The organism is Alicyclobacillus acidocaldarius subsp. acidocaldarius DSM 446 (genome assembly GCF_000024285.1).
Classification (GTDB): Bacteria; Bacillota; Bacilli; order Alicyclobacillales; family Alicyclobacillaceae; genus Alicyclobacillus; species Alicyclobacillus acidocaldarius.
Genome location: NC_013205.1, coordinates 2,900,682 through 2,926,021, shown reverse-complemented (window position 1 = coordinate 2,926,021; position 25,340 = coordinate 2,900,682). Strand labels below are relative to the sequence as shown.

Genomic DNA, 25,340 nt, shown 5'->3' with positions numbered 1-25,340 from the left:
GGGCTGGATTCGAGCTTACTTCCTTCCAGCCCTTTCAATTTGGGTGCATTCACCCCGATACCGCCGATTCCCAAGCCACAATTTTGTTCTTGCCCGTCTGTTTGGCCCGGTACAGGCACTGGTCCGCTCGCTCGAACAGTTCGTCGCGCGTTTCTCCTGGGCGATGCGTCGACAAGCCGATGCTCACCGTGGCACGATTTCCGTCGAGTTCCACGTGATGCACGTTGGCGATATACTCCCGGATTTTCTCCATATTCTGAACGGCCTGCTCATGAGTGACCTCAGGGATGATGACCGCAAACTCCTCGCCGCCGTATCGCGCAAGGAAGTCGCCGGCCGCGAGGTGCTGCTGGATGGCCTGCGCCGTGCGGCGAAGGATCTCGTCGCCGACCAAGTGGCCGTACTGATCGTTGATTTGTTTGAAGTTGTCAATGTCGATCACGGCCAGGTGCAGCGGGGTATTCGTGCCATCGCTGATCTGAAGCGCGAAGTCCAGATATTCATCGAAGGATTTGCGATTGTAGAGGCCGGTCAGCGCGTCGGTCTTCGCCTCTTTCTCAGACAAGATTTGCCGAACCCAGAGTTCCGTTTGCGCGCGCGTCTGCACGCGCAGTTCGTCCCAGATTCGAAGGCCAAATCGCAAGACGATGTGCGATGCGGCCGTCGTCCACAGCAGAATGAGGCTCCAAAGCGCCAGGTGTCCCAGAGACTGGAGAATGGCCTGGGCGCTTGCACTGCTGGACAATTGCATCAAGGTCAGCACCAGTTCGGCCGCGAACGCCGCGGCACCGGCGAGCCAGACCTTCTCAACCCGAAGGTGGAGAATGGACGTCACAATGGGCAACAGGAGCGAGGCGCACAAGGACTCGGCGCCTGGATACGCGGCGATGGCCACGAGCGCGAGCAAGGTGCCGGACGCAATCAGCATGTTTTCCCGGGACTGAGGATGCTTGCGCACGCTCCATTCCGCGGCCCCCTGGATGCAGACCATGGCAAGCGGCGCAAACACCCAGGCTCGCAAGGCGAGCGGCAGCAGATGGGCGCGATGCAGCCACCACTCGCCCGGCAGGAACAGCAGGTCCCCGGCCAGGAAGAGCGCGACAAACAGCCGATGAATCTGAATTGCGCGCTGTGCACCGTTGCGGAACTCGCGAACATCTTCCGGTAAAGCCATGGCCATCACCAGTGTCCATGTTCGACAAGCGCCCCCAAGATCCTGCTTCCCGCCTTCCCGCGCCAAAAGCCGCATGGGCGTCAAGGTCGGCTGAGGCTGAACTCCGCGATGATGCGGCCGACCTCGCGCCCCTGCGTGTTGAGCACTGCGGGTTCGACGTACGCCTGAAGCAGGTCTCGCTCCGCCGCCGAGATGGCGCCGAGATCGGTCAGCGCCTTCAATGCCACCGGCGGGATGGCGCGCGCGTTGCCGTCCAGCACCTTGATCACCATCGCGAGGCGGAGTCCCGTGTCGATCACGGCCAAAAATCCTTCCGCGCCGCCCTTGGCCACGATGCGGCCGTTGGTCGCGCGCATGAGGTCCGTATCAAATCGATCCCGGCTTCCGCCCACGAGCTCGGGGTGGCGGCCCATGGCGGCCAGAATGCGCTGCATCGCGGCGGCGTGCGGGGCGCCGTCGGCGATGAACGACGCAAACGCGCGCGCCCAAGCCCTGAGCGGCATCGCATGCACCGGAACGCCGCATCCGTCCACGCCGATGCGGATGTCCTCTCTCGGCACGCCCGCGAGTTCGCTCAGCGTGCGGAGGATGGCCTGTTGCAGCGGGTGATCGATCTCGGCGTACGTCGAAGGATCGGCTCCTGTGGCTTTGCAGTACGCGAGCATGCCCGCGTGCTTGCCGGAGCAGTTGTTGTGAATCGCGGACAGCGCTTCTCCGCGCCGCACCATCTCTTCGTACGCCTCTCGGCTGTGCGGCACGTGAATCCCGCAGACGAGGTGCTCAGGCCCGAGACCGATGCTTTGGAGGATTTCGCTCGCCTTCTCGACGTGCATGGGCTCGGAGCTATGCGAGGCGCACATCAGGGCGAGGTGGCTTTCGCCAAGCCCAAACGCCTCCAGTGCGCCCGATTCGACCACCGGGATGGCCTGAATCGGCTTGCAGGAACTGCGGGCAAACGTGAAGAAGTCGAGATCGCCGTAATGGGCGACGATCTCGCCCTCCGCATTCGCGATGGCTATCGCGCCCGCGTGCCAGCTCTCGTCGACCGCACCGCGGGTGACACGGACAAATGGCTTCATGTAGGGTCTTCCCTTCTCGCGTTGACACCGTTCTGCAGGAAGAGTGTATCACATGCGAAGGCGACGGTCTTTACGGTCGCGATGGATTCCATCAAGATGAGGGTGGCTGCGAGCTTTGGCATGCGAGGGGGAATGGGAGTTGACACGCGTACGACGCGTCACGCTGGTGGGGCTCGGCGCCATCGGAGCGAGTTATGGGGAGCGGCTGCTCGCGGCGCCGGGTGTCGAACTGAGGGTGCTCGTGGACGAGGAGCGAAAGCGCCGCTACGAGCAATCGGGCGTTCACGTGAACGGGCGGCGGATCGACTTTCCGCTGGCTGTCCCTGCGGACGCCGTAGAACCGGCAGATTTGGTGCTCTTTTGCGTCAAGTATGACGATCTCGCTGAGGCCATCGAGATGGTGAGAGGTCACGTAGGCCCAAACACGATTTTCATGTCGCTGTTGAACGGAATTGCGAGCGAGGAGGATATCCAGGCGGCGTTTCCCCACCACGTCGTCCTCCACGCCATCAGCGTCGCCATCGACGCGGTGCGTGAGGGGCGCGACGTCACGTATTCCACCCTGGGCTACATCTCCTTTGGAGACGCCACGGGGCGCCACGCGGACGCCGTGCGCGCGGTGCGTGACGTGTTCGATCGCGCGGGAATCGCCTATGAGACGCCCGATGATATTCTGCGAGTCGTCTGGTGGAAATTCATGATCAATGTGGGGATCAACCAGGCGTCGGCGGTGCTGCGCGCGCCGTACGGGGTGTTTCAGCAGTCGGAGGATGCGCGCGAGGTGATGCGCATGGCGATGCGCGAAGTGGTGGCCATCGCGCAGAAAGGAGGCATCTCGCTCACGGAAGAGGACGTGCGGGGCTTCGACGACATCCTGAACGCCATGTCGCCAAGTGGCAAGACGTCCATGCTTCAAGACGTCGAAGCCGGCCGGCCGACCGAGGTGGAGCAGTTCGCGGGCAAGGTGGTCGAACTCGGCGAACAACTGGGCGTGCCGACACCCATCAACCGCCTGCTGTACCACGCCATCCTCAGCATCGCGCCGCACGAGAGGATGCCTTGCGCGAGCGTCTAGTCGATGACACGGACGCGGACGTTGCTGGCGCGTTCGCCGTGCGCGTCCGCGCCGCCAATCGACTCGTCACCGGAGCTGGTAGTCCTCCGGCGTCTTCAGTTCGCCCGCGAGCGCCTGCTCGATATCGATCCGGATGGCGTCGTCGATGCCGGACATGCGGTTGCGGTAAAACCTCCGACCGACGGCGTAGATCTCCTGGCGCAACGCCTCGTCATCCGGGTGGTTCGGCAATTCCTTCAGCAACCGGTAGTACCTGCTCTCGACGGAGTCCTGCCTTCGGATGTAAAGATACAGGTAATAGCATCCACCGAGCACGATGACGGCGGAGATCAGCCAGTACACGAACTTCATCGTTTCACGCCTCCTGAAGGCACGACATCACCTTTCTCTTCAGTAGTTTACCTCGTCTCACCGCGGGCGATCCCGCCCACACGCGGATGTTCGCACAAACGACACAGTCACGTGGACAGGGGCGCGGAGGTGATGGTGACGAGCGTGCCGATGTGCGTGTACGCAAATACCTTCGCGGCAGCCGCGTAAGGAAGTTCCACGCAGCCAAGGCTCTGCGGGAAGCCGTACTTCTGGCGGATGAAACCGTGCACCGCGCACCCTTGATCAAAGTAGCTCACGTAGGGCACGTCGGGATCGTCGTACGGCGTGCCGTTCGGGTCTTTGCCCTTCATCTCCTGAGATGCATACTGCACGTACACGCCGTAGGTCCCATACGGCGTGGGCGCCTGTGGGATGCCCGTGTTGCAAAGCGATGTCAGGACGAGCTTGCCATTGACCCACAGTTCGAGCGTCTCCGGCAGCGAAGTGGTGACGAGGATGTAACTGTACGGCACTTGGGGGGCCCTCTCGCCGGCCGCCAGCGCCTCGGACAGCGCGTGGATCACATCCGGCCCCGCGATCCCGTCGACCGCGAGGTGATGCTGGGACTCAAACGCCATCACGGCGCCCTCGGTGATGGGCGTGTCTTCGTCGGCCGACCAGAGGGAGACCCATGCGTTCGGCTGGTCATACCGAAGTTTCCAAGTTCCTTGTAAGGGCTTGAAGGTTTGCGCGTGGGCGCCCGCCGACAGGGCGAGCCGCACGGCCTGCGCCGGTTCTTGCGCGGACGGCGAGAACGTCGCGGGCAGGTAACCCAGGACCGCGAGTGATTCGTTGAGCCACAGCGCCTTCGGGCCGACATCGCCCACGCCAATGACCACGCCCTGCGCCGTTGACGTGGATCGCTTGGCCGCATGCCCAGATGAGGGGGTTCCGTTCTTGCTGCTCGACGGGGATGGGACCGCCTTCTGCGCGAGGTTCTGAAGGCTCTTCCAGTCCTGCTGCAGAGAACTCCACGAGTCCGGTGGGACGTTCGGCGATGGGAGCGCGGGTTCATCGCTCGTCGCGCCGAGCGAAAAAGGCAGCGGACTAAGCCACACGCAAAACGCCAACGCCAAAGCGATCCAACGAATCCACCGTGTGCGCATGACCATCTCTCCGTCTTCTTCCGGCGAACACCTGGGGCAGAACCCACCGTCGTCGACAGAATCTTCTTCCATCCATATATACTCTACCGATTGCCAGCGTCACAAGCTGTCGAACGCTGCAATCGGACCACGATCATGGTGTATGCCCTCCGAACGGCGACATGCGCTTTTGCGCTCACTTTTCAAGAAATCGTCACGCGCGCATGGCCTTCCCGGGCCCTTCTCCTCATCAAGGATAGACGTCGGACGACTTGTCCCGGTGACACGATGGCCATCACGACGAGCAAGTGGGACTTTTGATGTTGATCCCTTCTGTTCCATGGTATAATCGGGAATACCAAGTTTGTGCGGAATGCGGGGGCCTAGTGTGTTGCGCGCACTCACGACGTTGGCGAGAAGCCTGTTGACCATCGTGACCGCAGGGGTCTTGTTCGCGTTCAGCTTCGAATTGGTCGGCATCGTGGCGTTCCGCTATCTGTATATCCCGCACGGCGCCATGGGACACGACATCGCGCTCGTCCTGCACGTGCTTTTGTCCGCCGTCCTAGCCGCCTGGATGTACCGACAATTTTTCCACGATCACCTTTGGCGCGCATAAGAAAGGGCAAGCCGCGAGGCTTGCCCTTTTTGAGGTGGTTTCACGAGACCTTGACCACGAGCTTGCCCGTGTTCACGCCTGTGAACAGGCCGAGGAACGCATCGATGGTCCGGTCGAAGCCCTCGATCACGGTTTCGCGCGATTTCAGGCGGCCTTCGTTGAACCAGGTCTGGAGCTTTTGAAGTCCTTCCGGGAAGCGAGGGGCGTAGTCGCCGACGATAAACCCCTGCATCTTCGCCTTTCGCGTGAGGAGCAGCGGACCCGGGCGCGGACCCACGTCCGGTTTGTCGAGATTGTACAGCGCAATCTGCCCGCACAGCGAAATGCGCGCGAATTCGTTGATGCGCTTCAGCACCTCGTCCGAGACCGTGCCGCCGACGTTGTCAAAATACACGTCAACGCCGTCGGGACATGCCTGCTTCAGGTCCTCCGCGAACGTGGGCGACTTGTAATTGACCGCCGCATCGAAGCCGAGTTCCTCGGTCAGAAAGCGGACCTTCTCGTCGGATCCGGCAATCCCGACGGCTCGGCATCCCAGGATCTTCGCGATTTGGCCCACCACCATGCCCACCGCGCCGGCGGCTCCGGACACAACGACGGTTTCGCCCGGCTTCGGGTCACACACGTCGATGAGGCCAAAGTAGGCGGTCAAGCCGGTCATGCCCAGGAGCCCGAGCGCAAGCGTCAAGGGTTGGGGCGCCGGATCGAGCTTCTGAACCTTGGTGCCCGGCACGACGGCGTGCGTCTGCCATCCTGTCTGGGTGAGCACGACGTCTCCAGGGCGGAGATGTTCCGCCTTGGATTCGACAATTTCGCACACGGCACCGCCTGTGATGGGCTCATCGAGGCGATAGGGGGGCACGTACGACTTCACGTCATTCATGCGCCCGCGCATGTACGGATCCACCGACAGATACAACGTTTTGACAAGCACCTGGCCCTCATTAAGCGGCGGGAGATCGACCGTTTCAAAGCGAAAACAGTCGAGCGTGGGCGTGCCCTGCGGCCGCTTGGCGAGCACGATGCGCTTGGCGGTGACAGTCATGGGAGCACCTCCGTCCAATTCGATACACCAACCATTGGGGCACAATACGGATGCCCGGACCTCAGTATACACCATGCGGAGAGCGGAGGCGAAAGCCGGTGGCATCGCGCGCAGTCGAACTGAAGAACGTCGGCTTTGAAACAGGCGGCTTGTGGCTGCTTCGCGGGGTGTCGGCCGAGGTGGACGTCGGAAAAACCGTCGCCATCATCGGTCCGTCCGGCGCGGGGAAGAGCACCCTCATTTCGCTCATCAATCTGCTGCGAACGCCGACCGAAGGCGAAATTGTCGTGCTCGGGCGAGAGGTGCGGGAGTGGCCGGTGCGTGAGCTGCGGCAGCGAGTGGGCATGGTGTTTCAGTCGCCCGTCATCTTTCCCGGCAGCGTGCGAGACAACGTGCTGTTCGGGCTCGAGCTCCATCGCCGCCCGCCTCGGGATGTCGCGGAACTCCTCCACATGGTGGACCTTCCCGCCGATCTCGCGGACCATGCCGCGGAAGACCTGTCCGGCGGCCAGAAGAGCCGCGTCGCACTCGCGCGCACGCTCGCCATGGAGCCGGACATCCTGCTTCTCGATGAGGTGACCGCGGCGCTCGACGTGCACGCGAAGCGCGAGGTGGAATCGACGCTCCTTCGCCTGAAGCAGACCTTGCACCAGACGATGCTTTGGGTCACGCACGATCTCGACCAGGCGCGCCGCGTGGCGGACGAGGTCTGGTTTATCGCGGGAGGAAGGCTCGTGGAGCGCGGATCGCCGGATGAGCTCTTCACCGAACCGCGGAGTGAGGCGCTGAAGTCGTTTTTGGCGGAGGGTGGAGAAGTGAAGTCATGAGCTACCTATCGCTCTCGTTCACCGTGCTGTTTGTGGCGCTTTCCATCGCGCTTTCGCTGTGGCTGCGCCTCGGCGTGGCGCGCGACATCGTGGTGGCCGCGGTGCGCGCCGCGGTGCAACTCATCGTGATTGGGTACATTCTAAAACTCGTGTTTGCATCCCACCGGTTGATCTTCATCCTCCTCATGGTCGCCCTCATCATCGCGGTCGCCGCCTGGAACGCGCGTGGTCGAGCCAAGGGCATCCCGGGCGCTTTCTGGCGCATCGCCTTCGGGCTCGTCGTCACGGAAATCCTCACCCAGGCGGTGCTCGTGGGCTTCGGCGTGATCCCGTTCCAGGCGCGTTACGTGATCACGACGTCCGGGATGATTGTCGGAAACTCCATGGTCGCGGCGGGCCTCTTGATGAATCGGCTGCGGCGCGAGGTGGAGAGCGGTCGGGGCGAGATCATGGCCATTCTGGCGCTCGGCGGAACGCCACGGCAGGCGATGTACCCGCGGCTTGTGCAGGCCATCCGCGCCGGCATGATCCCGACCATCGACTCCACGAAGACGACGGGGTTGGTGCAGCTGCCGGGCATGATGACCGGCCAGATCATCGCGGGCCAGGACCCCGTGCAGGCGGTGCGGTACCAGCTGATGATTTTGTTCTGCATCCTGGCGGGATCGGCCGTGACGAGCATCGTGATTGGGTTCCTGACGTACCCGACGCTGTTCAACCGGTATCAGCAGCTGCGGGAGGACGTGTTGACGTGAAGCTCGGCATCGTGGGCGCGGGGGTTGCGGGGCTCGCCGCCGCTCTGGCCTGCGCCCGCGCGGGCATCGCGTACGAGTTGCTCGATCGCGCCGCCCAACCGCTCGCAGGCGGGGTGGCGCTGACGCTGTGGCCGAACGCGCTTCGGGCCCTGCGCGATCTCGGCGTGGACGTGCGCGGCGCGGGGTGGGCGGCAATTGAGGAGGGCGACATTGCCGACATGCGCGGGCGCGCGCTGTATCGGCTGCCGCTCTCGTGGATGGAGGCGCGGTTTGGCTTTTTGCCCGTGTGCGTGCGCCGCGCGGATTTGCTTCGGCAGATGCACAGTGCAGTGGGGAGCCCGCGCATCGAGAGATGCGAGGTGGGCCGCGTGGCGGCGGCCGGGGGGCGGGTGGAGGTGGCGACGGATGCGGGGCTCCGGTCCTACGACGGCCTGCTCCTGGCGGATGGCATTCGGGGCACCGCTCGGCACTCGCTCGTGCAGGCGCGCACGCGCCCGACCCACTACGTGGCCTGGCGCGGCATCGCGCACGGCGTGGATGTTGGGCGCAGGATGCGGGAGATCTGGGGGCGCGGCTTTCGGTTCGGTTACGCCGCGATGGGCGCGGGGGACGTGTACTGGTTTGCAACCGTCAATCGCAGCCGACTGACGCCAGTGGGCAATGCGGCCGAAGCGTGGCGCATCCTCGCCGCTCTGGCTGCTGAAGGTCCGCCGGAGGTGGAAAGGATCATGGCGGCAACGCCGATGCAGGCGGTGTATGCGCACGCCATCCACGATCTCGCCCCCGGTTTGCCCCTTGCCATGGGCCGGATCGCTCTTCTCGGCGACACCGCGCACGCCATCACGCCGAACCTGGGGTTTGGGGGCGGGCTTGCGCTCGAGGACGGCGCTGCGCTCATGCGGGCGCTTGTCGCGCACCGGGTGGCGGAGGAGCCTGGCGCGCTGGCGGCGGCGTTTCGCGCCTACGCTGAGGTGCGGAGGCGGCGCGTAGCGCGGATGGCGCAGGTCACCCGCTGGCTCGGCGATGTCATGCAGTGGGAAGGGAAAGCCGCGGCTTGCGCGCGGGACACCCTGTTTCGCTGGACCGCACCGCTCGGAGACAGGCTCGTGTGGACGTGGATGATGGGCGGAACGGAGCTTATCTGACCTCCGGGTGCTTTAGCTTGAAAGGAGCTTTATAAAGGTGACTTAACGCATGGGTTACGTCTTTACATAGATGGACGGCTTGGATAATATGTTAACCTGAAATCATCTAATAGTTAACGATATCAGGGGGGCACACCTTGACGTCATACGCTGACCTTCTGGAAAAGAACAGACGATACCTTTGGAATCCATTTACGCAAATGAAAGACTATCTTGACCGCGATCCAGTAATCGTTGCACGCGGCGAGGGCCGAAAGCTTATTGATGTAGACGGAAGGGCCTATTGGGACGGGGTTTCGTCCCTCTGGCTCAATGTCCACGGACATCGGGTACCCGAGCTGGACGAGGCGATTCGAAGGCAACTGGATCAAATCGCTCATTCTACTCTCCTCGGTCAAGGTAATGTTCCTGCAATTCTCCTTGCTGAGCGGCTTGTCCAGATAGTTCCTTCAGGTTTGGCGAAGTTATTCTTTTCTGATTCTGGCGCTGAAGCTGTGGAAATCGCGCTGAAAATGGCATTTCAGTTTTGGCAAAATGTAGGAAAGTCGCGAAAAAACAAATTTGTCTCCATGTCCGATGGATATCATGGAGACACGATTGGAGCCGTTTCTGTAGGGGACGTTGAGCTCTTCCATGCCCGTTATACGCCACTTCTATTCACGTCTTATAGAGTCCCCTTTCCCAATAGCTATCGAAATCCGTACAGAGACGCTGAGCCACGAGAGGGAGCACTACATGCAGTCCAGCAGCTTTTTGAAAGGAAGGCGGATGAAATTGCCGCGCTTATTGTGGAACCTGTGCAAGGTGCAGGTGGTATTGTACCGGCACCAAAGGGCTTTCTGCAGGGACTTCGCGCTCTTTGTGACGCCTATGACGTGCTACTTATCGTCGATGAGGTGGCTACGGGTTTTGGGAGAACAGGCCGCATGTGGGCTTGCGATCATGAAGGAGTTACGCCTGATATTCTGACAATTGGGAAGGGGTTGACAGGGGGATACCTACCTGTCGCAGCGACACTTGCAACGAATAGAATCTACGACGCGTTTTACGGTGAGTACGACGAGTTCAAGGCGCTGTACCATGGGCATTCTTACACGGGCAATCAGCTTGGTTGTGCGTGTGCACTTGAGAATCTGGACCTAATGGATAGAAATAGAATTGTTGATAATGTAAAAGAATTGTCTCCTCTTCTAGCAATGAGATTGGCGTCTCTGCGCCAGCATCCCCACGTCGGCGATGTTCGACAAGCCGGATTTATGGTTGGGATCGAATTGGTTCAAGACCGTGAGTCAAAGAGGCCTTTTCCAGTCAATAAGAGGGTGGCTTGGAGAGTTTGCTGGAAAGCACGAGAACTCGGGATGCTCTTGAGACCGCTAGGGGACGTGGTCGTGTTCATGCCTCCCCTCGCATCGACTGAGGATGAGATTTTTGAAATGACATCTATTCTCTGCGAGGCGATTGAACGCGGCCTACGGGAGGTTTCCTCATGTTGAAATCCTTAGAGTCGAGGATCGTAAATGAGCTCTTTGACTTACGTGAGGCTGGAAGGCATCGAAGCTTGCATTCAACTGTCGTACGAGGCGCACGCATGTGGCTGGAATCGAAAGAAGTTTTACATTTTTCCTCAAATGATTACCTCGCCCTGAGTTTTGACCACCGCGTGCGCGAGGCTGCCCAAGCAGCTTCCCATGAATATGGGGCGGGAGCTACTGGATCTCGACTTATCTCTGGAAACCATCCCGAGATAGAGGGGCTGGAAGCAGAATTGGCGTCTTGGCATGGTGCCGAGGCAAGCCTTGTATTTTCCTCGGGTTATGCGGCCAATGTCGGTGTCCTTTCTGCTCTCGTGAGGTCCGATGATGTCGTGTTTTCCGATGAGCTCAATCATGCGAGCCTAATCGATGGGTGTCGTATGACACGAGCGAGGGTCGTTGTGTATCGACATGCTGATGTGCAACACCTGGAGCAGCTGATGCGGGAGACACCATGTCGCGGTCAGCGCTTCGTGGTTTCAGACGCTGTCTTTTCGATGGATGGGGACATTGCGCCCATTGCCGAATTGATTGAAATCGCGCGTCTCTTCGAGGCGGTAGTGATTTTGGATGACGCGCACGGCGTGGGAATGTTGGGTAGACGGGGAGCAGGAACGCTTGAAAACTTTGGTATTGTGAACGTCGACGATATTGTCTACATCGGAACGCTTTCTAAGGCCCTTGGGGCAGAAGGGGGTTATGTGGCCGGAAGAAAGATATTGATTGAATATCTTGTTAATCGCGCAAGGTCGTTCATTTTCTCAACAGGCTTGTCACCGATGGTTGCGAGTTCGGCCCGAAAGGCTCGAAGCATTGCGGAGCTCGAGGATTGGCGGCGGCAAAAAGTGCTTTCTCTGAGCAGCGCACTCCGAACAAGTCTTCAGCAGTTGGGTTACGTCGTGCGAGGTGGGGAAACGCCGATTGTACCCGTCATTGTAGGTGACGAACATAGCTCACTGACCATATCCAGGCATCTCATGAGCTATGGAATCTATGTGCCTGCGATCCGGCCCCCGTCTGTTCCTGAAGGAAAGTGCCGACTACGTTTCAGCCTCACGGCAGCACATGAGATGACGGATGTAAGACTTGTTATCGACGTCTTAAAGGATTGGAAACCATCTCGGTGAGCGGGAGATGGAGGAACCTCTTGCACGGGAGAAGAACAATGAAAGGACTCTTTATCACAGCAACTGACACAGAAGTAGGAAAAACATGGGTAACTGGCGTTTTGGCATGTGCCTTGCGCCACAGGGGTTACGACGTCGGGGTCTGCAAGCCCATTCAGAGTGGAAACCACTTGGACGACCCAGAGGGCGATGCTGCGAAGCTGAAGCGCTTGGCAGGTGTATCGGACAGCGTCTCGGACATCTGTCTATGTGCCCTACCTCATCCGGTTGCACCACAGCTAGCCTTAAAGTTGTCCGGTTTGGATCTCTTTCTTGATCACGTACTCTCTTTCGTTGGCCAGGCTGCGAAGCGGCATGAGTGGGTGTTTGTGGAGGGGGCAGGTGGGGTTGCCGTTCCCTATTTATCCGATGCGTGGCTTGTAGATGTCATTCAAGCTCTTAATTTTCCAGTCCTACTTGTGGCACGAGCTGGGCTGGGAACGATAAATCACACGATATTGTCCATCGAATACCTGAACCGCCGCGGAATTCGAGTTTTGGGCGTCGTCTTGAACAGGGGCAGCGATACTTACGCGGACGATGCTCCGGATAAACAGATCAGTTTTCTTCTAGAACGGACGAATAGCGACTACATTCGCGAAGCGACAGGTGTTCCGGTATTTGGTGTGCTGCCGAATATGTCGTCATGCACTGTCGAACTAGAGATTGTGAACGCTGTCGAACAAAATATTGATGTGCTTGGGATAGCTAAATCCATGAATGCTATATATGAAAGACCCAATGTGTAGTTCAATTCAATCTGCTCTGTGAATGCGTGCACGAGGGGGCATTGACCATGATGAAAATCGATTATCAGACCAATTGGATTGACCTCGCCCGTCGCGTCCTTGATGGGCGCGGCGTGACTCGCGAGGAAGCCCTCGACATTCTGCGGTCGAGCGACGACGAACTCCTAGATCTCCTCGCCGCCGCCTTCTTGATTCGCAGGCGCTACTTCGGTAAGAAGGTCAAGCTCAACATGATCATCAACGCCAAGTCGAAGATGTGCCCCGAAGACTGCGCGTACTGCTCCCAGTCCGCCATCTCAAAGGCCCCGGTGTCCAAGTATCCGCTGGTCTCCAAAGAGGAAATCATCGCCGGCGCGCGCGAAGCCGAGCGTCGCAAGGCCGGCACGTATTGCATCGTCATCAGCGGAAGGCGGCCGTCGGATCGGGAGATTGAGCGCATCGCCGAGGCCGTGGAGGAAATCCGCGCCACCACAACCCTCAAGATCTGCTGCTGCCTCGGGCTCTTGACGCCCGCCCAGGCGGATCGGCTCGCCCGGGCCGGCGTGCACCGGTACAATCACAACTTGAACACGAGCCGAGATCGATATGGCGACATTTGCACCACCCACACCTACGACGATCGCGTCCGGACCCTGGAGCACGTGAAAGAGGCGGGCATCTCGCCGTGTTCGGGGGTCATCTTCGGCATGGGCGAATCGGACGAGGAGGCGGTGGACATGGCGTTTGCGCTGAAGGAGATGGACGCCGACTCCATCCCGTGCAACTTTCTGAATCCCATCCCAGGCACGCCGCTCGAAGGCATGGAGACCTTGAACCCGCGGCGGTGCCTGAAGCTGCTCTGCATGATGCGCTTCGTGAATCCGTCGAAGGAGATCCGCATCGCAGGCGGGCGAGAGCGAAACCTGCGCAGCCTGCAGGTGCTCGGCCTCTACCCGGCCAACTCCATCTTCGTCGGGGACTACTTGACGACGCCCGGGCAGGCGCCGACGGAGGACTGGGCCATGATCGAAGACCTCGGGTTTGAGATTGAAGAATGCGCGCTGTGACGATGCGGATCTGAACATTGGGGCAGGGGGCGAGGCGAATAGACGGGGAAGGAGCGGGTGTGCCAGCGACGGGCGCGACGCGAGCCGCCCGGCCCAATTCCACACGTCCTACCTATCGAAGATGACTGCGAAGTAATTCCCTATGATCGGTGCCCTTCCTCATGCGATGACGAATGCTCAATGCTTCATTGGATAGTGGGGAACCGAGAAGTCCTGAAGGATTTGTAGGTTTCGGATCTGCCCAAGGCCATTTCGATAGGTTGCAAACACGACCGCATTTCCATCGGTGAAATTCGGGCTAGAAAGCCATGCGTTGATGACTCTGACCTGAAAGGGCAGTTTCGATCGGTTTACCAATAGGATGAGGTCATGTTTGAATACTTTCTCAGTCAACCGAGGATCGCTTAGATACGGTGCCAAATACTGTGCTCCGGTATTCGAATCATCCACCGTTGCGAGGGGAAGCTGTCGAAAGCTTTGCGCCTCCGCACGAACCATGTCTTGCTTCAACACCCTGGATACATAGGCATCCTGTTGGTTTGCGATATAGAGATACAAACATGCTAAAATGAACACAACCAAGAGAATAAGGAATATTACAAAAGAAATTCGCTTGATTTTCATTCTACATGACTCCTTCGCCGATGATGAGCTCGACCACGGGCGCCTCGATGTGCGTAACGCGATGACGGCTTTCCGCATCTCGCACCGGTTCATTTCGAATCTACGTTTGGGATCCTACATGGATTCAAAACTCACGAGATACGCAAAGGTTACTCTTAGAATTCCTCTTTGTCCATCTCGTGAATCTTTAAGCGCGCAGATCCCAACTCCAAACGGAAGAGTCGTACAAGGCCCAGGACGGATACTCCTGGCCATCCAGGAAGTGAGACAGGTACAGCTGTCCCAGCTTCTCGTACCGCTCTCCTGCGGTTTCGGCCAGCCGGTACAGGCTTGCCGCCTGCGCGAGATCCGCCACGGTGCGCAGAACCGACTTCGATTGCCACTCCGCCTCGGGGCGGGGCAGCGCGCGCAGCGCCGCAACCTCCTGGCGCACACGTTTCACGGCGTCACCGCCTCCCGGTACGTCGTGGCCCAAAAGTGGCGCAGCGATGCGGTCGATGACGTCGTCCACACTGCCGAGTTTTATCAGCGTCTCCAGGAAATCCAGCGCCTGAATGTTGCTCGGCCCCTCCCAAATGGGCGTGATGAGGGCTTCGCGGTGCCAGCGGGCGATGGCGTACTCCTCGAGAAAGCCAAGGCCGCCGAACAGCTCCATGGCCATGGCGGTGAGGTGAGCCGCGTGATCCGCCGTGCGCGTCTTGGCCAGATGGGTGTACAGCCGTGCGATATGGTACTTCGGGCTGTACGGCGGGCGCTCGTGCCACGCCTGATCAAACAGGTCGACGGCCTGAAACGTGAGCGCGAGCCCGCCGGCGTGGCGGACGGCGAAGTCGGTGAGATCGCGCCGGATGAGGGCGTGATCGCGCAGGGCATGGCCGAAGCTGCGGCGGTGGCGGACGCGGTGCATGACTTCGAGTAGGGCCTTCTGCGCGATGCCCATGGCGCCCGCCGCATTGGCCAGCCGGGACACGGTCAGGTTTTCGAGCGTGTAATAAATGCCGAGGTGTTTGTCACCGATGAGAAAGGCCTCGGTGTCAACGAATTCCACTTCGCCGGAGGGCACGGCGCGCGTGGCGCTCTTGTCCTTCAACCGCCGCACGTGGAAATTGAGGCTTCCATCCTTGCGCAGGCGCGGCACGAGAAAGAGGGCGAGCCCTTTGGGGCCGCTCGGCGCGCCCTCGGGCCTGGCCGTCGCGATGGCGTAGTCGGTGAGGCCAGCCCCGCTCGCGAAGTACTTGTCTCCCGAGAGCCGCCACACCTCGCCGTCGAAGCGGGCCGTGGTCTGATTGGCGCCGAGATCGCTCCCGCCCTGGACCTCGGTCATCCATGTGGCGCCAAACGCCCGGCCGGAGAGGAGAGCCTCCTTCCACTCCGCGAATTCCGGCGCGTACTTGTGAATCGCGTAGGCGACCTGCTGGGTGATGGTCAGGACGCAATACAGGCCGGGATCGCCGATGAGATAGCCGTACGCGAAATGATGATGCCAGGAGTCGCCTTCGTAGGGTGGGCGGTTGATGAAGGCAAGCGCTTTCAACAAGGCGAGGTGGGAGGGGGAGAGGCGGGCGCGATCGATCCGCTTGCCGTCGAGATTGTGCTGGACGAGGACGGGTGGGGCGTCGTGATCGACGTGATACACCGTCTCGTACACTTCGCGGCCGGCGATGGAGCCGAAACGGGTGAGATCGGCCTCGTGCGCCTCGAACTGCGGCCAGAAGTGGCGAAGCACGTCCTGGAGGACAATATCCTGGGAGAAGTGGTTGGTTCCATAGGCGTACGACAGCGCGCGCATCAATCGTCACACCCTTTCTGATGACACTGTTTCAGCTTGTCGTCGAGCACTTGTTGGAGGCGGCTCCGCATCGCGATAAGCTCGTCGCGCAGGGCCTCCAGTTCGGAGATCTGAAGTTCCACGTGGCGCAGTTTTTCGTCGCCTCGCCGGATGACTTCGCGCAGCTGCGTGATTTCGGTCGGATCGGCATCGTACAGATCCAGCATCTCGGCGATCTCGGGCAGGCTGAATCCCAGGCGGCGCCCGCGCAGGATGAGTTGCAGGCGGACGCGATCCCGCTCGCTGTACAGGCGCTTTGCGCCTCGGCGTGCGGGCTTCAGCAGGCCCATATCCTCGTAGTGGCGCAGGGTGCGCGGGGTGATGTCGAACATGTCGGCGAGATCTCGAATGGTGTAGTAGCGGCGCATGAGCATGCACCTCGCCGCGAGATGACGCGAATTTGGGCTCAATATACTGAAAAATTACGTGAGCGTCAATGCGTAACTTGTCATGATGTCATCATAATGTTGACAATTTTGATTGGTTTAATAAGATAAGACCATCACCAGATGCAACGCATGAAACTTCAATCAGGGGGGAGTGGACGCATGCCGACGACTGTCAAGTTGGACATTCAGCATCCGCCCCAGTGGGTGGAACACGTCCTTCGGGCACTGGAGGGCATGTCGCACGGGTCCGTCGAGATCGTCGTTCATCAAGGGCAGGTGGTCCAGATCAATCGCCTGGAGAAATGGAGGTTCTCGTCGTAACCGCGAGGGACGCGGAACAAAAGCACCATGGATTCGCGTCTGGGTCCAGGGTCGACCAGTCATCTGGAGACTCGCACAGGGGAAGTTGTGCCTGGCGGGTCTCCTTCATGTTTTGGAGGTGCATGAAGCTTGACGAGCGTAGCGTTGGTGCAGGGGAGTCCCTCCAAGCGTTCGAAGACCGCAGCCGTGATGGGCGTGGTGGAGCAGATGCTTGAGTCCGCAGGTCTGCGCACCAAGCGCGTGGATGTTCGTTCGATGCCATTCGATGCACTGGCTTCCGCCGATCTCGCCAATTTTGAGATTCAGAGCGCGGTGAGCGCCGTGGTGTCCAGTGACGCGGTGGTGATTGCGACGCCGGTTTACAAGGTCGCCTACACAGGTTTGCTGAAGACGTTTCTCGACCTTCTTCCCCAGGACGCGCTTCACGATACCACCGTGCTTCCAATTGCGACAGGCGGATCGTTCGGACATCTGCTCGCCATCGATTATGCGTTGAAGCCTGTGCTTACGGCCCTGGGCGCGAGGACTTTTGTTTCAAGCGTATACCTTCTCGATCAGGCCATCCACGTTGACCAAACGTCGGTTCAGATGGACGAGGCCGATCGCCAGCGTTTAGTCGCCAGTGTCGAGGAGTTGGTTCGAGCCGTCGTGCGTCGTCAAACCGCTGTCGTATGACAACTCAACACGCAAATGGTCACAAGGGGGTCGATTTCATTGAAGCGACGTGATGCTTTCCTCATCTCAACTTTCGCCGTGGTTCTGGCAGGGGCGGGTATCTCCGCGGGTTTCGGCCATGCACAGAATCGCGCGGGTGCGACCGCTCACACACAGGCCACCTCTCTCGGCGAGGGTGTTTCAAAGGGGGCAGCAAGCACCGCAAACCGCGGCGTGGTTCGCATCGGTTATCAGTTGGACGGGACCGACATCATTCTGAAGGCGAAAAAGTGGCTCGACGAGGATCTGCAGAAAAAGGGCTACCGGGTGCAGTGGATCCAATTTGTCGGTGGGCCCCAACTCCTGCAGGCGATGAACGCCGGCGCCATCGACTTCGGCGAGACGGGAGACGCCCCGCCCATCTTCGCGCAGGCCGCCGGTACGCCTTTGTTATACCTCGCGCATGAGCCTGCTGATCCGAAGGGCGAAGCCATCTTGGTGCCGCCCAACTCTCCCATTCACACTGTGAAGGACCTGAAAGGCAAGACCATCGCGCTGAACAAGGGCTCCAATGTGGAATACATGCTTGTTCAACAGCTCAAAAAGGCAGGCCTGACCATCCACGATGTGACGCTCGACTTCCTGACGCCTCCCAACGCCCGAGCCGCCTTCGAGGGGGGCAAGGTGGACGCTTGGGCCATTTGGGATCCATACGAGGCATCTGCTGAAAACACGATGCACGCGCGCGCCATTGCGGACGGCACAGGAGTCACCAATAATTATCAATTCTACTACGTGACTCGCTCCTTCGCGCAACAGCACCCGGATATCGTTCAGGACTATCTCAGTGGGTTGGAACAGGCCGACGAGTGGGTCAACCAGCACAAGCTGGACACCGCGAAGTTACTGGCGCCGCAGATGGACATCGACGTGACCTCGCTGTACCAGTCGTTTGCCAAGCACCGTTTTGGCATCGAGCCGATTACCAAGGATATCGTGGCCGAACAGCAATCCATTGCGAACGAGTTTTATCAATTAGGTCTGATTCCGAATCCGATCCGCGTCCAGGACGATGTCTGGCAGGGGACATTCCATCTGCACAAACTCCCATGACGGATGAGGTGATTCTTCGATGGATTTCTTTTGGTTCATTCCGACGCACGGAGACACGCGCTATTTGGGCACCACGTACGGGGCCAGGCAGGTCGATCTCGGCTATATGCGCCAAGTCGCTCAGGCCGCCGACAACCTCGGGTACGACGGTGTGCTGCTGCCCACCGGCCGCAGTTGCGAGGATGCGTGGATTGTCGCATCCGCGCTCATTCCCGCGACGGAGCGCCTGCGCTTTCTGGTGGCGCTGCGGCCCGGGTTGATGTCGCCCGTCCTGGCTGCGCGGATGGCCGCGACCTTCGACCGTCTCTCGGAAGGGCGTCTGGCCGTCAATATCGTAACCGGTGGCGATCCCGTTGAGAACAGGGGCGATGGCCTCTTCCTCGACCACGATGCGCGCTACGAGGTGACGGACGAGTTTCTGACCGTCTGGCGGAGCGTCATGCGAGGCGAACACATGGACTTCGCCGGCCGTCACCTGCGAGTCGAGGACGCGCACATTCTCTATCCTCCGATTCAACGTCCGTATCCTCCGGTCTATTTTGGAGGTTCTTCGGAGGCAGGGAAGCGAGTTGCTGCCAAGCACGTCGACGTTTACTTGACATGGGGTGAACCACCGCAGGATGTGGCCGAGAAGATTCAGACCGTGCGAGCGCTCGCAGCGCGAGAGGGTCGAACCGTGCGATTCGGGATACGCCTGCACGTGATCGTCCGCGAGACCGAAGACGAAGCGTGGCGAGCTGCGAAAGATCTAATTCGGTACGTCGATCGCGACACGATTCGCAGGGCGCAGGAGGTGTTTCAGCGCATGGACTCGGTCGGTCAGCACCGCATGCAGTCCCTCCATCAAGGCGATCCGTCCAAGCTGGTGGTGGGTCCGAACCTCTGGGCAGGCGTGGGCCTGGTTCGCGGCGGAGCGGGGACCGCACTCGTGGGCAACCCAGAGTCCGTGGCGGAACGCATCCGCGAGTACGCCGACCTCGGCATCGAAACCTTCATCTTGTCGGGCTATCCCCACCTTGAGGAAGCCTACCGATTTGCGGAGTTGGTCTTTCCCTTGGTCAGAAGGTCTGACACGAACGCCAGCAAACGGACCTTTACGGGGCCGTTCGGCGAGATCGTGGCGAACGCATGGATTCCTGAGGAAAGGAGAGCGGCGAAGGCGTGAGCAGATGGCGCATGTGGTTTTGGAACCGGGTGGCACCTTGGGTGCTCCCGGTTGCCGTCCTTGTCATATGGCAGGCACTCGGGAGCGCAGGCGTGATATCTCGACGCATTTTGCCCACGCCGCTTGGGGTCGTGGACGCGGCGCTGATGCTCGCGCGCCAAGGGGTGCTGTGGACGTACATCGCGACAAGTGCAGCCCGGGCGTTCAGCGGGTTTTTCATCGGTGCCACTGTCGGTTTCACCCTCGGCACGTTGAACGGTATTTCAAAGAAGGCCAGTCGACTTCTGGATACCCCCATTCAGATGATCCGCACCATCCCGCACCTCGCTCTGGTACCGCTAGTCATTGTGTGGTTCGGGATCGGCGAGCAGGCGAAGGTGTTCCTGGTCGCGCTCGGAACGGCGATTCCCATGTACATGAACACATACTTCGGCATTCAGTCCCTGGATCCGGGACTTTTGGAGATGGCTCGAGTCTATCGATTCAGTCGCCTCAAGATGTTTGGGAGGGTGATTTTGCCGGGAGCGCTGCCGTCCGTTTTGTCCGGGGTGAGATACAGCCTTGGCGTCATGTGGGTGACGCTCATCGTCGCGGAAACCATCTCCGCGAATTCGGGAATTGGGTACATGGTGATGAATGCGCAGGAGTTTATGCAAATGAACATTGTCGTGTTAGGCGTGGTCCTCTATGCGCTACTCGGAAAGCTGTCTGACGTGATCGCGCGAGTTCTCGAGACGAGGTTGTTGCGATGGCATCCCATTGGGATGCAAGCAGTTTGACGGAGGGAGGCGGAAGGCTGTGGCCGTTAGGAACAAGGGCGTGTCCGTGCGATTGGTGGGCGTCCAGAAGGTCTATGGACAGCGCGTCGTCCTTGACGATTTGGACCTCCGCATCGGGAAGGGCGAGTTCATCGCGATTGTTGGACACAGCGGCACCGGAAAAAGTACGCTTCTGCGGCTGCTGGCGGGCCTGGAGCAACCCACTCGTGGAGACGTGTTGATCGACGATTCGCCGGTAACTGGGCTCACGCCGACAGCAAGGGTGATGTTTCAGGATGCCCGTCTGCTGCCTTGGCTCAGCGTGTTCGACAACGTGGCTGTCGTTCTTCCGAAGCCCGATAAGCTTCAGGTCGAACAAGCGCTCGATCGCGTCGGGCTGTTGGAACATCGGCATAAGTGGCCCGCCCAGTTGTCAGGGGGTCAACGCCAACGCGTGGCACTGGCCCGCGCCTTGGTCGTCAGGCCGCCCTTATTACTGCTCGACGAGCCCCTGGGGGCGCTGGATGCGCTGACCCGACTGGAGATGCAGTCGCTCATCGAGTCGCTTTGGCGAGAGGAGCGGTTCACCGCGGTACTGGTCACACACGACGTTTCCGAGGCCGTGCGATTGGCCGATCGCGTCATATGCATCGCGGACGGGCGCGTCTCGCTCGATCTCGAGGTTCCACTTCCGCGTCCGAGGGAGCGCTCGAGTTCGTTTCTGCGCCTCGAATCGAAGGTGCTGGCGACCATCCTCGGGCGAGGGTCCGCCGACGACAACGAGGCGCACAGGGTCGGCTCGCGCGGTGCCGCACCGATGGAGGCATAGCGGATAAGGTCAACCGTCGAGACCCCGAGAGGAGGCAGCAGACGCTCTCGGGGAGACGTTCGAAGCTCACTTGTTATGACATCATGCTCATCATGATATCACAATATATTTGACAATCTTAATCGGATTAATGAGAATAAACGCATGCATCACGATCATCATGGATAAGGGGGTAATACGCACATGAGAAAGCCGTGGCAGAAGGCGTTGGGTGTGAGCGCGATGGTGGGCGCCGTGCTGGGAGGTTTGGTCAGCGGATGCGGATCGCCCAATTCCTCGCAGGAGTCGAGCGCAGCGAGCGCGTCGGTCAAATCCGCGGACGTCAAAGGGAAGGTTGTCACGCTCTATTTCGGGTCCTACAGTGTCACACAGCAGATCTACGAGCAAAAGTTGTTTCCGATGTTTCAGAAGTATTGGAAGCAGAAGACGGGTCAAACGGTGCGGTTTCAAGCGTCCTTTGATGCTTCTGGGGCCGAGGCGACGGCGATTGCAAACGGACTGCCGGTGGACGTGGCCGCACTTTCGCTGGAGTCCGACATTGACAAAATCCAAAAGGCCGGGCTCATCACGCACAATTGGAAGGACACGCCAACGCACGGGATGGTCACGGATTCCATCGTCGCGATTGCGGTGCGCAAGGGCAATCCGAAGCACATCGAGACGTGGGCGGACCTCGCCAAGCCTGGCGTGATCGTGGACCTTCCGAATCCGGCGACATCGGGAGGAGCCAAATGGGATATCAACGCCATCTATTACGCCACCCTGCGCCATGGTTCGGCCAGTGAAGCAAAGTCCCTGCTTGCCGCCATTGTGAAGAACGTGCAGGTGCTCGATAAGTCGGGAGAGGCCTCCATGACGACGTTCGTCAATGGCGTCGGCGACGCGTGCGTGAGCTATGAAAATGAGATTCTCGAAAAGAGCAATCATCTCAAGACGTTCGACGAAGTGATTCCTTCGTCCACCATGCTCATCGAGAACCCCATTGCGCTGGTGGATAAAAATGCGGATGCGCACGGGGATCGCCAGGTGGCGCAGGCTTTCATCAACTGGCTCGAGGGGCCGGACGCGCAGCGCGTATTCATGCAGTACGGCTTCCGCCCAGTCAATCCTTCCTTGAAGGCCGAGGCGGAGAAGCAGTTCAAGACGCCTGCGGACCTCTTCACAGCGGCGGACGTGGGAGGCTGGTCCAGCATCAACAAAACGCTCTATGGACAAAACGGCATTTGGAATCAAGTGTTGGAGGGGCGCTGATGCGTTTCGGGCGAATGGCGCTTTATTCCCTCATTTCGGGCGCGCTCATCCTCATCTTCGTCCTGCCGCTTGGCGCAGTCATTCAACAGGCGTTTTCCGGTGGCTGGTCTTCCTTCGTGCAGGCCGTGATGAGTCCAATCGCGATTCGGGCGTTTGAACTCACCCTGGCGATCTCGTTCGTCACGGCTATCCTCAACACGGCGATGGGGCTTCTCATCGCCGTCGTTTTGGAACGGTGGCGGCCAGTAGGTTCGGGCGCGCTGGACGCCGTGATCGATTTGCCGCTCGCCATTCCCACCACCGTATCGGGACTCATGCTCGTCCTTCTGTACGGGCCGGTATCGCCCGTGGGCAGGTGGCTCACCGAACACGGGGTTGCGGTGGTCTACACGCGGCTTGGTATCCTCTTTGCCCTCCTGTTTGTCACGGTGCCGTACGCCGTTCGAGCTTTGCAGCCCGCCATTCAGGCGCTGGATGTGCGTCAGGAAGAAGCGGCTTGGGTTCTCGGCGCGTCTGGACGTCGCGTTTGGCTGAAGGTCATCGTCCCGGCGCTTCGCCACGCGCTTGGCAGTGCGCTGATCCTCACATTCACACGCGCCATGATTGAATTTGGGTCGGTGGTCATCGTGTCGGGCAACAAGCCCATGCAAACCGAGGTGGCGTCGGTGTACATTTATGGACTCCTCGAGAACTACGACCAGCGTGGCGCGGCCGCCGCAGCGGTGGTTCTCATGTTCCTGTGTGCCCTCGCATTTGTCCTTGAGTCCCGCGTTCTGGCACTTCTCGGGAGAAGGAGGGCCGTGCGATGGGCTGCAGCTGAGGGAGGGACCCCTCATGTCTAAGGTTTGGACGGTTGTCGGGACTTCGATAGCGTATGTGTGGCTGTTGCTCCTGGTGGGGGTTCCGTTCGCCGCGGTCCTCGTAGGCGCCTTGGCCGGAGGCTGGGGCCCATTTTGGCAGAGCGTGACCTCGCAGGAGGCGCTCTTCGCGCTTCGAATGACGGGTGAAATCACCGGGGTGACTCTGCTCGCCAACCTGGTGCTCGGCCTTCCCATGGCGTTTTGGATCGCAAGACACGTGCCAGGTTGGCGGATCGTGCAGTGGCTGGTGGAACTGCCGCTGTCCGTATCTCCGGTCGTCGCGGGGTTGGCACTCATCGTCGTGTATGGGCCGAACGCGCTCGTCGGGGCATTCCTGTTGCACATACATGTGAAAGTTGCATTCGCCTTTCCGGGTATGGTGCTCGCGACCATCTTCGTGACGCTTCCCTTCATCGTGCATGAAACCGTGCCAGCCATTCGCGCCATCGGTGATACGCAAGAACAGGCTGCGTACGTGCTCGGCGCATCGCCGTGGCGGACGTTGTGGCGCGTGTGGCTGCCCCAATTGAAGTGGAGCATCTTGTACGGATTGGCCCTCACCACGGCCCGTTCGTTGGGTGAATTTGGGGCGGTGCTCGTGGTGTCTGGCAGCATCGTCATGGTGACCGAGACCGCGACGCTGTTCGTGTATCAGGCGTCCGTCAACAACGAAATGCAGGCTGCCTATGCGGTGTCCGCCCTTTTGGCGCTGGCCTCGTTTGCACTCATCCTGCTGTTGCAATTCCTGAAGCGTGCAGGGGGGAGGAACCTGCGTGACCATTGAGTTCGTCGGCGTTGAAAAGATCTACCCAGGCGGCGCGCGATCCGTCCGAGGTGTCTCCTTTCAAATTCGCGAGGGAGAGATGGTGGGACTGCTGGGTCCGAGCGGAAGCGGAAAGACCACCATCCTGCGCTTAATCGCGGGACTCGAACGTCCAACCAAGGGCGATGTGTGGATTGGGGGCAAGCGGGTCACGGATCTGCCCCCTCAAAAGCGAAATGTGGGGCTCGTGTTTCAGAACTACGCGCTGTTTCAGCACATGACTGTTTATGACAACGTATCCTTTGGCCTCAGGGAAAAACGGGTTCCGAAAGACGAGATGGACGCGCGCGTGAGGGAACTCCTGCGGTTCATGCGGCTGGAGTCGTATGCGAATCGCTTTCCGCACGAGCTCTCGGGAGGGCAGCAGCAGCGCGTGGCATTGGCGCGCGCATTGGCTCCTCGCCCGCAGGTGCTCCTCTTTGACGAACCCTTCGCCGCCATTGACACACAGATTCGGCGCGAACTGAGGACGTTTGTCCGCCAGGTCCACGATGAAATGGGCGTGACGAGCGTATTTGTCACACACGATCAGGAGGAGGCGCTGGAAGTGGCGGACCGGGTGCTCGTCCTGCACGAGGGGAACGTCGAACAGTTCGGGACGCCGGAAGAGGTTTATGAAAAGCCTGGGACGCTTTTCGTGGCCTCCTTTATCGGGGAGTCCAACGTGTGGACGCGCGCCGTGCAAAACGGCCGAATCGAGGTGGCGGGCGCGGCTCTGCCCGTCGATCCCGCCGTGTCCGAGGGCTCCGAGGTCGCCGTGGTGGTGCGCCCAAAGGATGTCGAGCTTCAGCCTGCGAGCGAACGCGAAGCGCACGCGCAGGTGGTGCGATCCGCCTTCAAAGGCTCGTACAGCGCGTGCTGGATTCGCACGAAGGATGGCGAAGTGTGGGAGGTTCACGTCCCGAGCGCGGATCGCCATCGCTGGTCCCCGGGCGCGTGGGTGCACATGAACGTGACGAGGTGGTTTATCTTTCCGCGCTGAGCTTCCAGGCTTCCAAGTGTCAGGCGAGATCGGCAGGTCGCTCTCAGGGCCGCGTTGGCCCTGCACCTGGCACC

At 60.1% G+C, this 25,340-nt stretch carries 27 protein-coding genes; 19 read left to right on the top strand and 8 right to left on the bottom strand.

What is annotated here, in order from left to right:
* Positions 1 to 49: 49 nt before the first annotated feature.
* Both AACI_RS14210 and AACI_RS14205 read right to left on the bottom strand, forming a co-directional pair.
* Positions 50 to 1,249, bottom strand: coding sequence for a GGDEF domain-containing protein (locus AACI_RS14210; protein ID WP_245530635.1), 1,200 nt, complete (start codon positions 1,247 to 1,249; stop codon positions 50 to 52).
* A gap of 5 nt (positions 1,250 to 1,254) precedes the next feature.
* Positions 1,255 to 2,253, bottom strand: coding sequence for an asparaginase (locus tag AACI_RS14205; RefSeq protein WP_012812071.1), 999 nt, complete (start codon positions 2,251 to 2,253; stop codon positions 1,255 to 1,257).
* A 139-nt stretch (positions 2,254 to 2,392) separates the two neighbouring features.
* Here AACI_RS14205 and AACI_RS14200 point away from each other — a divergent pair, with 139 nt between their 5' ends.
* Positions 2,393 to 3,328: a ketopantoate reductase family protein gene (locus AACI_RS14200; protein ID WP_012812070.1), complete on the top strand. Its 936-nt coding sequence runs from the start codon at positions 2,393 to 2,395 to the stop codon at positions 3,326 to 3,328.
* A 66-nt stretch (positions 3,329 to 3,394) separates the two neighbouring features.
* On the opposite strand, the gene AACI_RS14195 is transcribed toward AACI_RS14200, so the two are convergent.
* Both AACI_RS14195 and AACI_RS14190 read right to left on the bottom strand, forming a co-directional pair.
* Positions 3,395 to 3,679 (bottom strand): hypothetical protein, encoded by a 285-nt coding sequence (locus tag AACI_RS14195; protein ID WP_012812069.1) that lies wholly within the window; start codon positions 3,677 to 3,679, stop codon positions 3,395 to 3,397.
* A gap of 107 nt (positions 3,680 to 3,786) precedes the next feature.
* On the bottom strand, positions 3,787 to 4,806 hold the full coding sequence (locus AACI_RS14190; RefSeq protein ID WP_012812068.1) for a L,D-transpeptidase family protein: 1,020 nt from the start codon (positions 4,804 to 4,806) through the stop codon (positions 3,787 to 3,789).
* 367 nt (positions 4,807 to 5,173) lie between these two features.
* Between AACI_RS14190 and AACI_RS14185 the strand changes: the two genes are divergently transcribed.
* Entirely contained in the window at positions 5,174 to 5,404 is a 231-nt protein-coding gene (locus AACI_RS14185; RefSeq protein WP_012812067.1) for a hypothetical protein, read from the top strand.
* A 40-nt stretch (positions 5,405 to 5,444) separates the two neighbouring features.
* Here the strand turns inward: AACI_RS14185 and AACI_RS14180 are convergent, their stop codons facing one another.
* Positions 5,445 to 6,449: an NADP-dependent oxidoreductase gene (locus AACI_RS14180; RefSeq protein WP_012812066.1), complete on the bottom strand. Its 1,005-nt coding sequence runs from the start codon at positions 6,447 to 6,449 to the stop codon at positions 5,445 to 5,447.
* 98 nt (positions 6,450 to 6,547) lie between these two features.
* Between AACI_RS14180 and AACI_RS14175 the strand changes: the two genes are divergently transcribed.
* The 7 genes from AACI_RS14175 to bioB all read left to right on the top strand — a co-directional run bounded on the left by AACI_RS14175 (position 6,548) and on the right by bioB (position 13,669).
* Positions 6,548 to 7,276, top strand: coding sequence for an amino acid ABC transporter ATP-binding protein (locus AACI_RS14175; RefSeq protein WP_012812065.1), 729 nt, complete (start codon positions 6,548 to 6,550; stop codon positions 7,274 to 7,276).
* Entirely contained in the window at positions 7,273 to 8,031 is a 759-nt protein-coding gene (locus tag AACI_RS14170) for an ABC transporter permease (RefSeq protein ID WP_012812064.1), read from the top strand. Before AACI_RS14175 ends, AACI_RS14170 begins: the two co-directional genes overlap by 4 nt.
* Entirely contained in the window at positions 8,028 to 9,176 is a 1,149-nt protein-coding gene (locus AACI_RS14165) for an FAD-dependent monooxygenase (RefSeq protein WP_012812063.1), read from the top strand. The genes AACI_RS14170 and AACI_RS14165 overlap by 4 nt, the downstream gene beginning before the upstream one ends.
* A 137-nt stretch (positions 9,177 to 9,313) precedes the next feature.
* Positions 9,314 to 10,669 (top strand): adenosylmethionine--8-amino-7-oxononanoate transaminase, encoded by a 1,356-nt coding sequence (gene bioA / locus AACI_RS14160; RefSeq protein WP_012812062.1) that lies wholly within the window; start codon positions 9,314 to 9,316, stop codon positions 10,667 to 10,669.
* Entirely contained in the window at positions 10,663 to 11,835 is a 1,173-nt protein-coding gene (bioF, locus tag AACI_RS14155; RefSeq protein ID WP_012812061.1) for an 8-amino-7-oxononanoate synthase, read from the top strand. Before bioA ends, bioF begins: the two co-directional genes overlap by 7 nt.
* A 38-nt stretch (positions 11,836 to 11,873) precedes the next feature.
* Complete coding sequence (gene bioD / locus AACI_RS14150; RefSeq protein ID WP_012812060.1) at positions 11,874 to 12,623, top strand: dethiobiotin synthase; 750 nt, start codon at positions 11,874 to 11,876, stop codon at positions 12,621 to 12,623.
* Positions 12,624 to 12,670: 47 nt separating this feature from the next.
* A complete protein-coding gene (gene bioB, locus AACI_RS14145) occupies positions 12,671 to 13,669 on the top strand; it encodes a biotin synthase BioB (protein WP_012812059.1) in 999 nt (332 codons plus the stop codon).
* A 177-nt stretch (positions 13,670 to 13,846) separates the two neighbouring features.
* On the opposite strand, the gene AACI_RS14140 is transcribed toward bioB, so the two are convergent.
* The 3 genes from AACI_RS14140 to AACI_RS14130 form a co-directional block, all read right to left on the bottom strand.
* Positions 13,847 to 14,293: a hypothetical protein gene (locus AACI_RS14140; RefSeq protein ID WP_008338318.1), complete on the bottom strand. Its 447-nt coding sequence runs from the start codon at positions 14,291 to 14,293 to the stop codon at positions 13,847 to 13,849.
* A 187-nt stretch (positions 14,294 to 14,480) separates the two neighbouring features.
* Complete coding sequence (locus AACI_RS14135) at positions 14,481 to 16,082, bottom strand: acyl-CoA dehydrogenase family protein (RefSeq protein WP_012812058.1); 1,602 nt, start codon at positions 16,080 to 16,082, stop codon at positions 14,481 to 14,483.
* A complete protein-coding gene (locus AACI_RS14130; protein ID WP_012812057.1) occupies positions 16,082 to 16,489 on the bottom strand; it encodes a MerR family transcriptional regulator in 408 nt (135 codons plus the stop codon). Before AACI_RS14130 ends, AACI_RS14135 begins: the two co-directional genes overlap by 1 nt.
* A gap of 180 nt (positions 16,490 to 16,669) precedes the next feature.
* Between AACI_RS14130 and AACI_RS16085 the strand changes: the two genes are divergently transcribed.
* The 10 genes from AACI_RS16085 (at position 16,670) to AACI_RS14085 (ending at position 25,266) form a co-directional block, all read left to right on the top strand.
* The gene (locus tag AACI_RS16085; protein ID WP_012812056.1) at positions 16,670 to 16,831 is read left to right on the top strand and encodes a YezD family protein; all 162 of its coding nucleotides are present in this window, start codon (positions 16,670 to 16,672) and stop codon (positions 16,829 to 16,831) included.
* A gap of 129 nt (positions 16,832 to 16,960) precedes the next feature.
* A complete protein-coding gene (gene ssuE, locus AACI_RS14125; RefSeq protein ID WP_012812055.1) occupies positions 16,961 to 17,506 on the top strand; it encodes an NADPH-dependent FMN reductase in 546 nt (181 codons plus the stop codon).
* Between the two features lie 15 nt (positions 17,507 to 17,521).
* On the top strand, positions 17,522 to 18,598 hold the full coding sequence (locus tag AACI_RS14120) for a sulfonate ABC transporter substrate-binding protein (RefSeq protein WP_148213802.1): 1,077 nt from the start codon (positions 17,522 to 17,524) through the stop codon (positions 18,596 to 18,598).
* A 19-nt stretch (positions 18,599 to 18,617) separates the two neighbouring features.
* Complete coding sequence (ssuD, locus tag AACI_RS14115; protein ID WP_012812053.1) at positions 18,618 to 19,763, top strand: FMNH2-dependent alkanesulfonate monooxygenase; 1,146 nt, start codon at positions 18,618 to 18,620, stop codon at positions 19,761 to 19,763.
* Positions 19,764 to 19,774: 11 nt separating this feature from the next.
* Positions 19,775 to 20,542 (top strand): ABC transporter permease subunit, encoded by a 768-nt coding sequence (locus AACI_RS14110; RefSeq protein WP_041708274.1) that lies wholly within the window; start codon positions 19,775 to 19,777, stop codon positions 20,540 to 20,542.
* A gap of 19 nt (positions 20,543 to 20,561) precedes the next feature.
* A complete protein-coding gene (locus tag AACI_RS14105; RefSeq protein WP_012812051.1) occupies positions 20,562 to 21,350 on the top strand; it encodes an ABC transporter ATP-binding protein in 789 nt (262 codons plus the stop codon).
* Positions 21,351 to 21,533: 183 nt separating this feature from the next.
* Positions 21,534 to 22,601 (top strand): sulfate ABC transporter substrate-binding protein, encoded by a 1,068-nt coding sequence (locus tag AACI_RS14100; RefSeq protein WP_012812050.1) that lies wholly within the window; start codon positions 21,534 to 21,536, stop codon positions 22,599 to 22,601.
* Positions 22,601 to 23,443: an ABC transporter permease gene (locus AACI_RS14095; RefSeq protein WP_012812049.1), complete on the top strand. Its 843-nt coding sequence runs from the start codon at positions 22,601 to 22,603 to the stop codon at positions 23,441 to 23,443. The genes AACI_RS14100 and AACI_RS14095 overlap by 1 nt, the downstream gene beginning before the upstream one ends.
* Entirely contained in the window at positions 23,436 to 24,245 is an 810-nt protein-coding gene (locus AACI_RS14090) for an ABC transporter permease subunit (protein ID WP_012812048.1), read from the top strand. The genes AACI_RS14095 and AACI_RS14090 overlap by 8 nt, the downstream gene beginning before the upstream one ends.
* On the top strand, positions 24,235 to 25,266 hold the full coding sequence (locus AACI_RS14085; protein ID WP_012812047.1) for an ABC transporter ATP-binding protein: 1,032 nt from the start codon (positions 24,235 to 24,237) through the stop codon (positions 25,264 to 25,266). The genes AACI_RS14090 and AACI_RS14085 overlap by 11 nt, the downstream gene beginning before the upstream one ends.
* Positions 25,267 to 25,340: the final 74 nt, after the last annotated feature.

What these genes read in the sequence shown, in the direction of transcription:
- AACI_RS14100 (WP_012812050.1), top strand. Translation starts at nt 21,534, where the DNA reads ATGAGAAAGCCGTGGCAGAAGGCGTTGGGTGTGAGCGCGATGGTGGGC.
- AACI_RS16085 (WP_012812056.1), top strand. Translation starts at nt 16,670, where the DNA reads ATGCCGACGACTGTCAAGTTGGACATTCAGCATCCGCCCCAGTGGGTG.
- bioB (WP_012812059.1), top strand. Translation starts at nt 12,671, where the DNA reads ATGATGAAAATCGATTATCAGACCAATTGGATTGACCTCGCCCGTCGC.
- AACI_RS14170 (WP_012812064.1), top strand. Translation starts at nt 7,273, where the DNA reads ATGAGCTACCTATCGCTCTCGTTCACCGTGCTGTTTGTGGCGCTTTCC.
- AACI_RS14095 (WP_012812049.1), top strand. Translation starts at nt 22,601, where the DNA reads ATGCGTTTCGGGCGAATGGCGCTTTATTCCCTCATTTCGGGCGCGCTC.
- AACI_RS14090 (WP_012812048.1), top strand. Translation starts at nt 23,436, where the DNA reads ATGTCTAAGGTTTGGACGGTTGTCGGGACTTCGATAGCGTATGTGTGG.
- AACI_RS14135 (WP_012812058.1), bottom strand. Translation starts at nt 16,082, where the DNA reads ATGCGCGCGCTGTCGTACGCCTATGGAACCAACCACTTCTCCCAGGAT.
- bioD (WP_012812060.1), top strand. Translation starts at nt 11,874, where the DNA reads ATGAAAGGACTCTTTATCACAGCAACTGACACAGAAGTAGGAAAAACA.
- AACI_RS14210 (WP_245530635.1), bottom strand. Translation starts at nt 1,249, where the DNA reads ATGCGGCTTTTGGCGCGGGAAGGCGGGAAGCAGGATCTTGGGGGCGCT.
- AACI_RS14120 (WP_148213802.1), top strand. Translation starts at nt 17,522, where the DNA reads ATGGTCACAAGGGGGTCGATTTCATTGAAGCGACGTGATGCTTTCCTC.
- AACI_RS14180 (WP_012812066.1), bottom strand. Translation starts at nt 6,449, where the DNA reads ATGACTGTCACCGCCAAGCGCATCGTGCTCGCCAAGCGGCCGCAGGGC.
- AACI_RS14130 (WP_012812057.1), bottom strand. Translation starts at nt 16,489, where the DNA reads ATGCGCCGCTACTACACCATTCGAGATCTCGCCGACATGTTCGACATC.
- ssuD (WP_012812053.1), top strand. Translation starts at nt 18,618, where the DNA reads ATGGATTTCTTTTGGTTCATTCCGACGCACGGAGACACGCGCTATTTG.
- AACI_RS14190 (WP_012812068.1), bottom strand. Translation starts at nt 4,806, where the DNA reads ATGCGCACACGGTGGATTCGTTGGATCGCTTTGGCGTTGGCGTTTTGC.
- AACI_RS14110 (WP_041708274.1), top strand. Translation starts at nt 19,775, where the DNA reads ATGTGGTTTTGGAACCGGGTGGCACCTTGGGTGCTCCCGGTTGCCGTC.
- AACI_RS14140 (WP_008338318.1), bottom strand. Translation starts at nt 14,293, where the DNA reads ATGAAAATCAAGCGAATTTCTTTTGTAATATTCCTTATTCTCTTGGTT.
- bioF (WP_012812061.1), top strand. Translation starts at nt 10,663, where the DNA reads ATGTTGAAATCCTTAGAGTCGAGGATCGTAAATGAGCTCTTTGACTTA.
- AACI_RS14205 (WP_012812071.1), bottom strand. Translation starts at nt 2,253, where the DNA reads ATGAAGCCATTTGTCCGTGTCACCCGCGGTGCGGTCGACGAGAGCTGG.
- AACI_RS14195 (WP_012812069.1), bottom strand. Translation starts at nt 3,679, where the DNA reads ATGAAGTTCGTGTACTGGCTGATCTCCGCCGTCATCGTGCTCGGTGGA.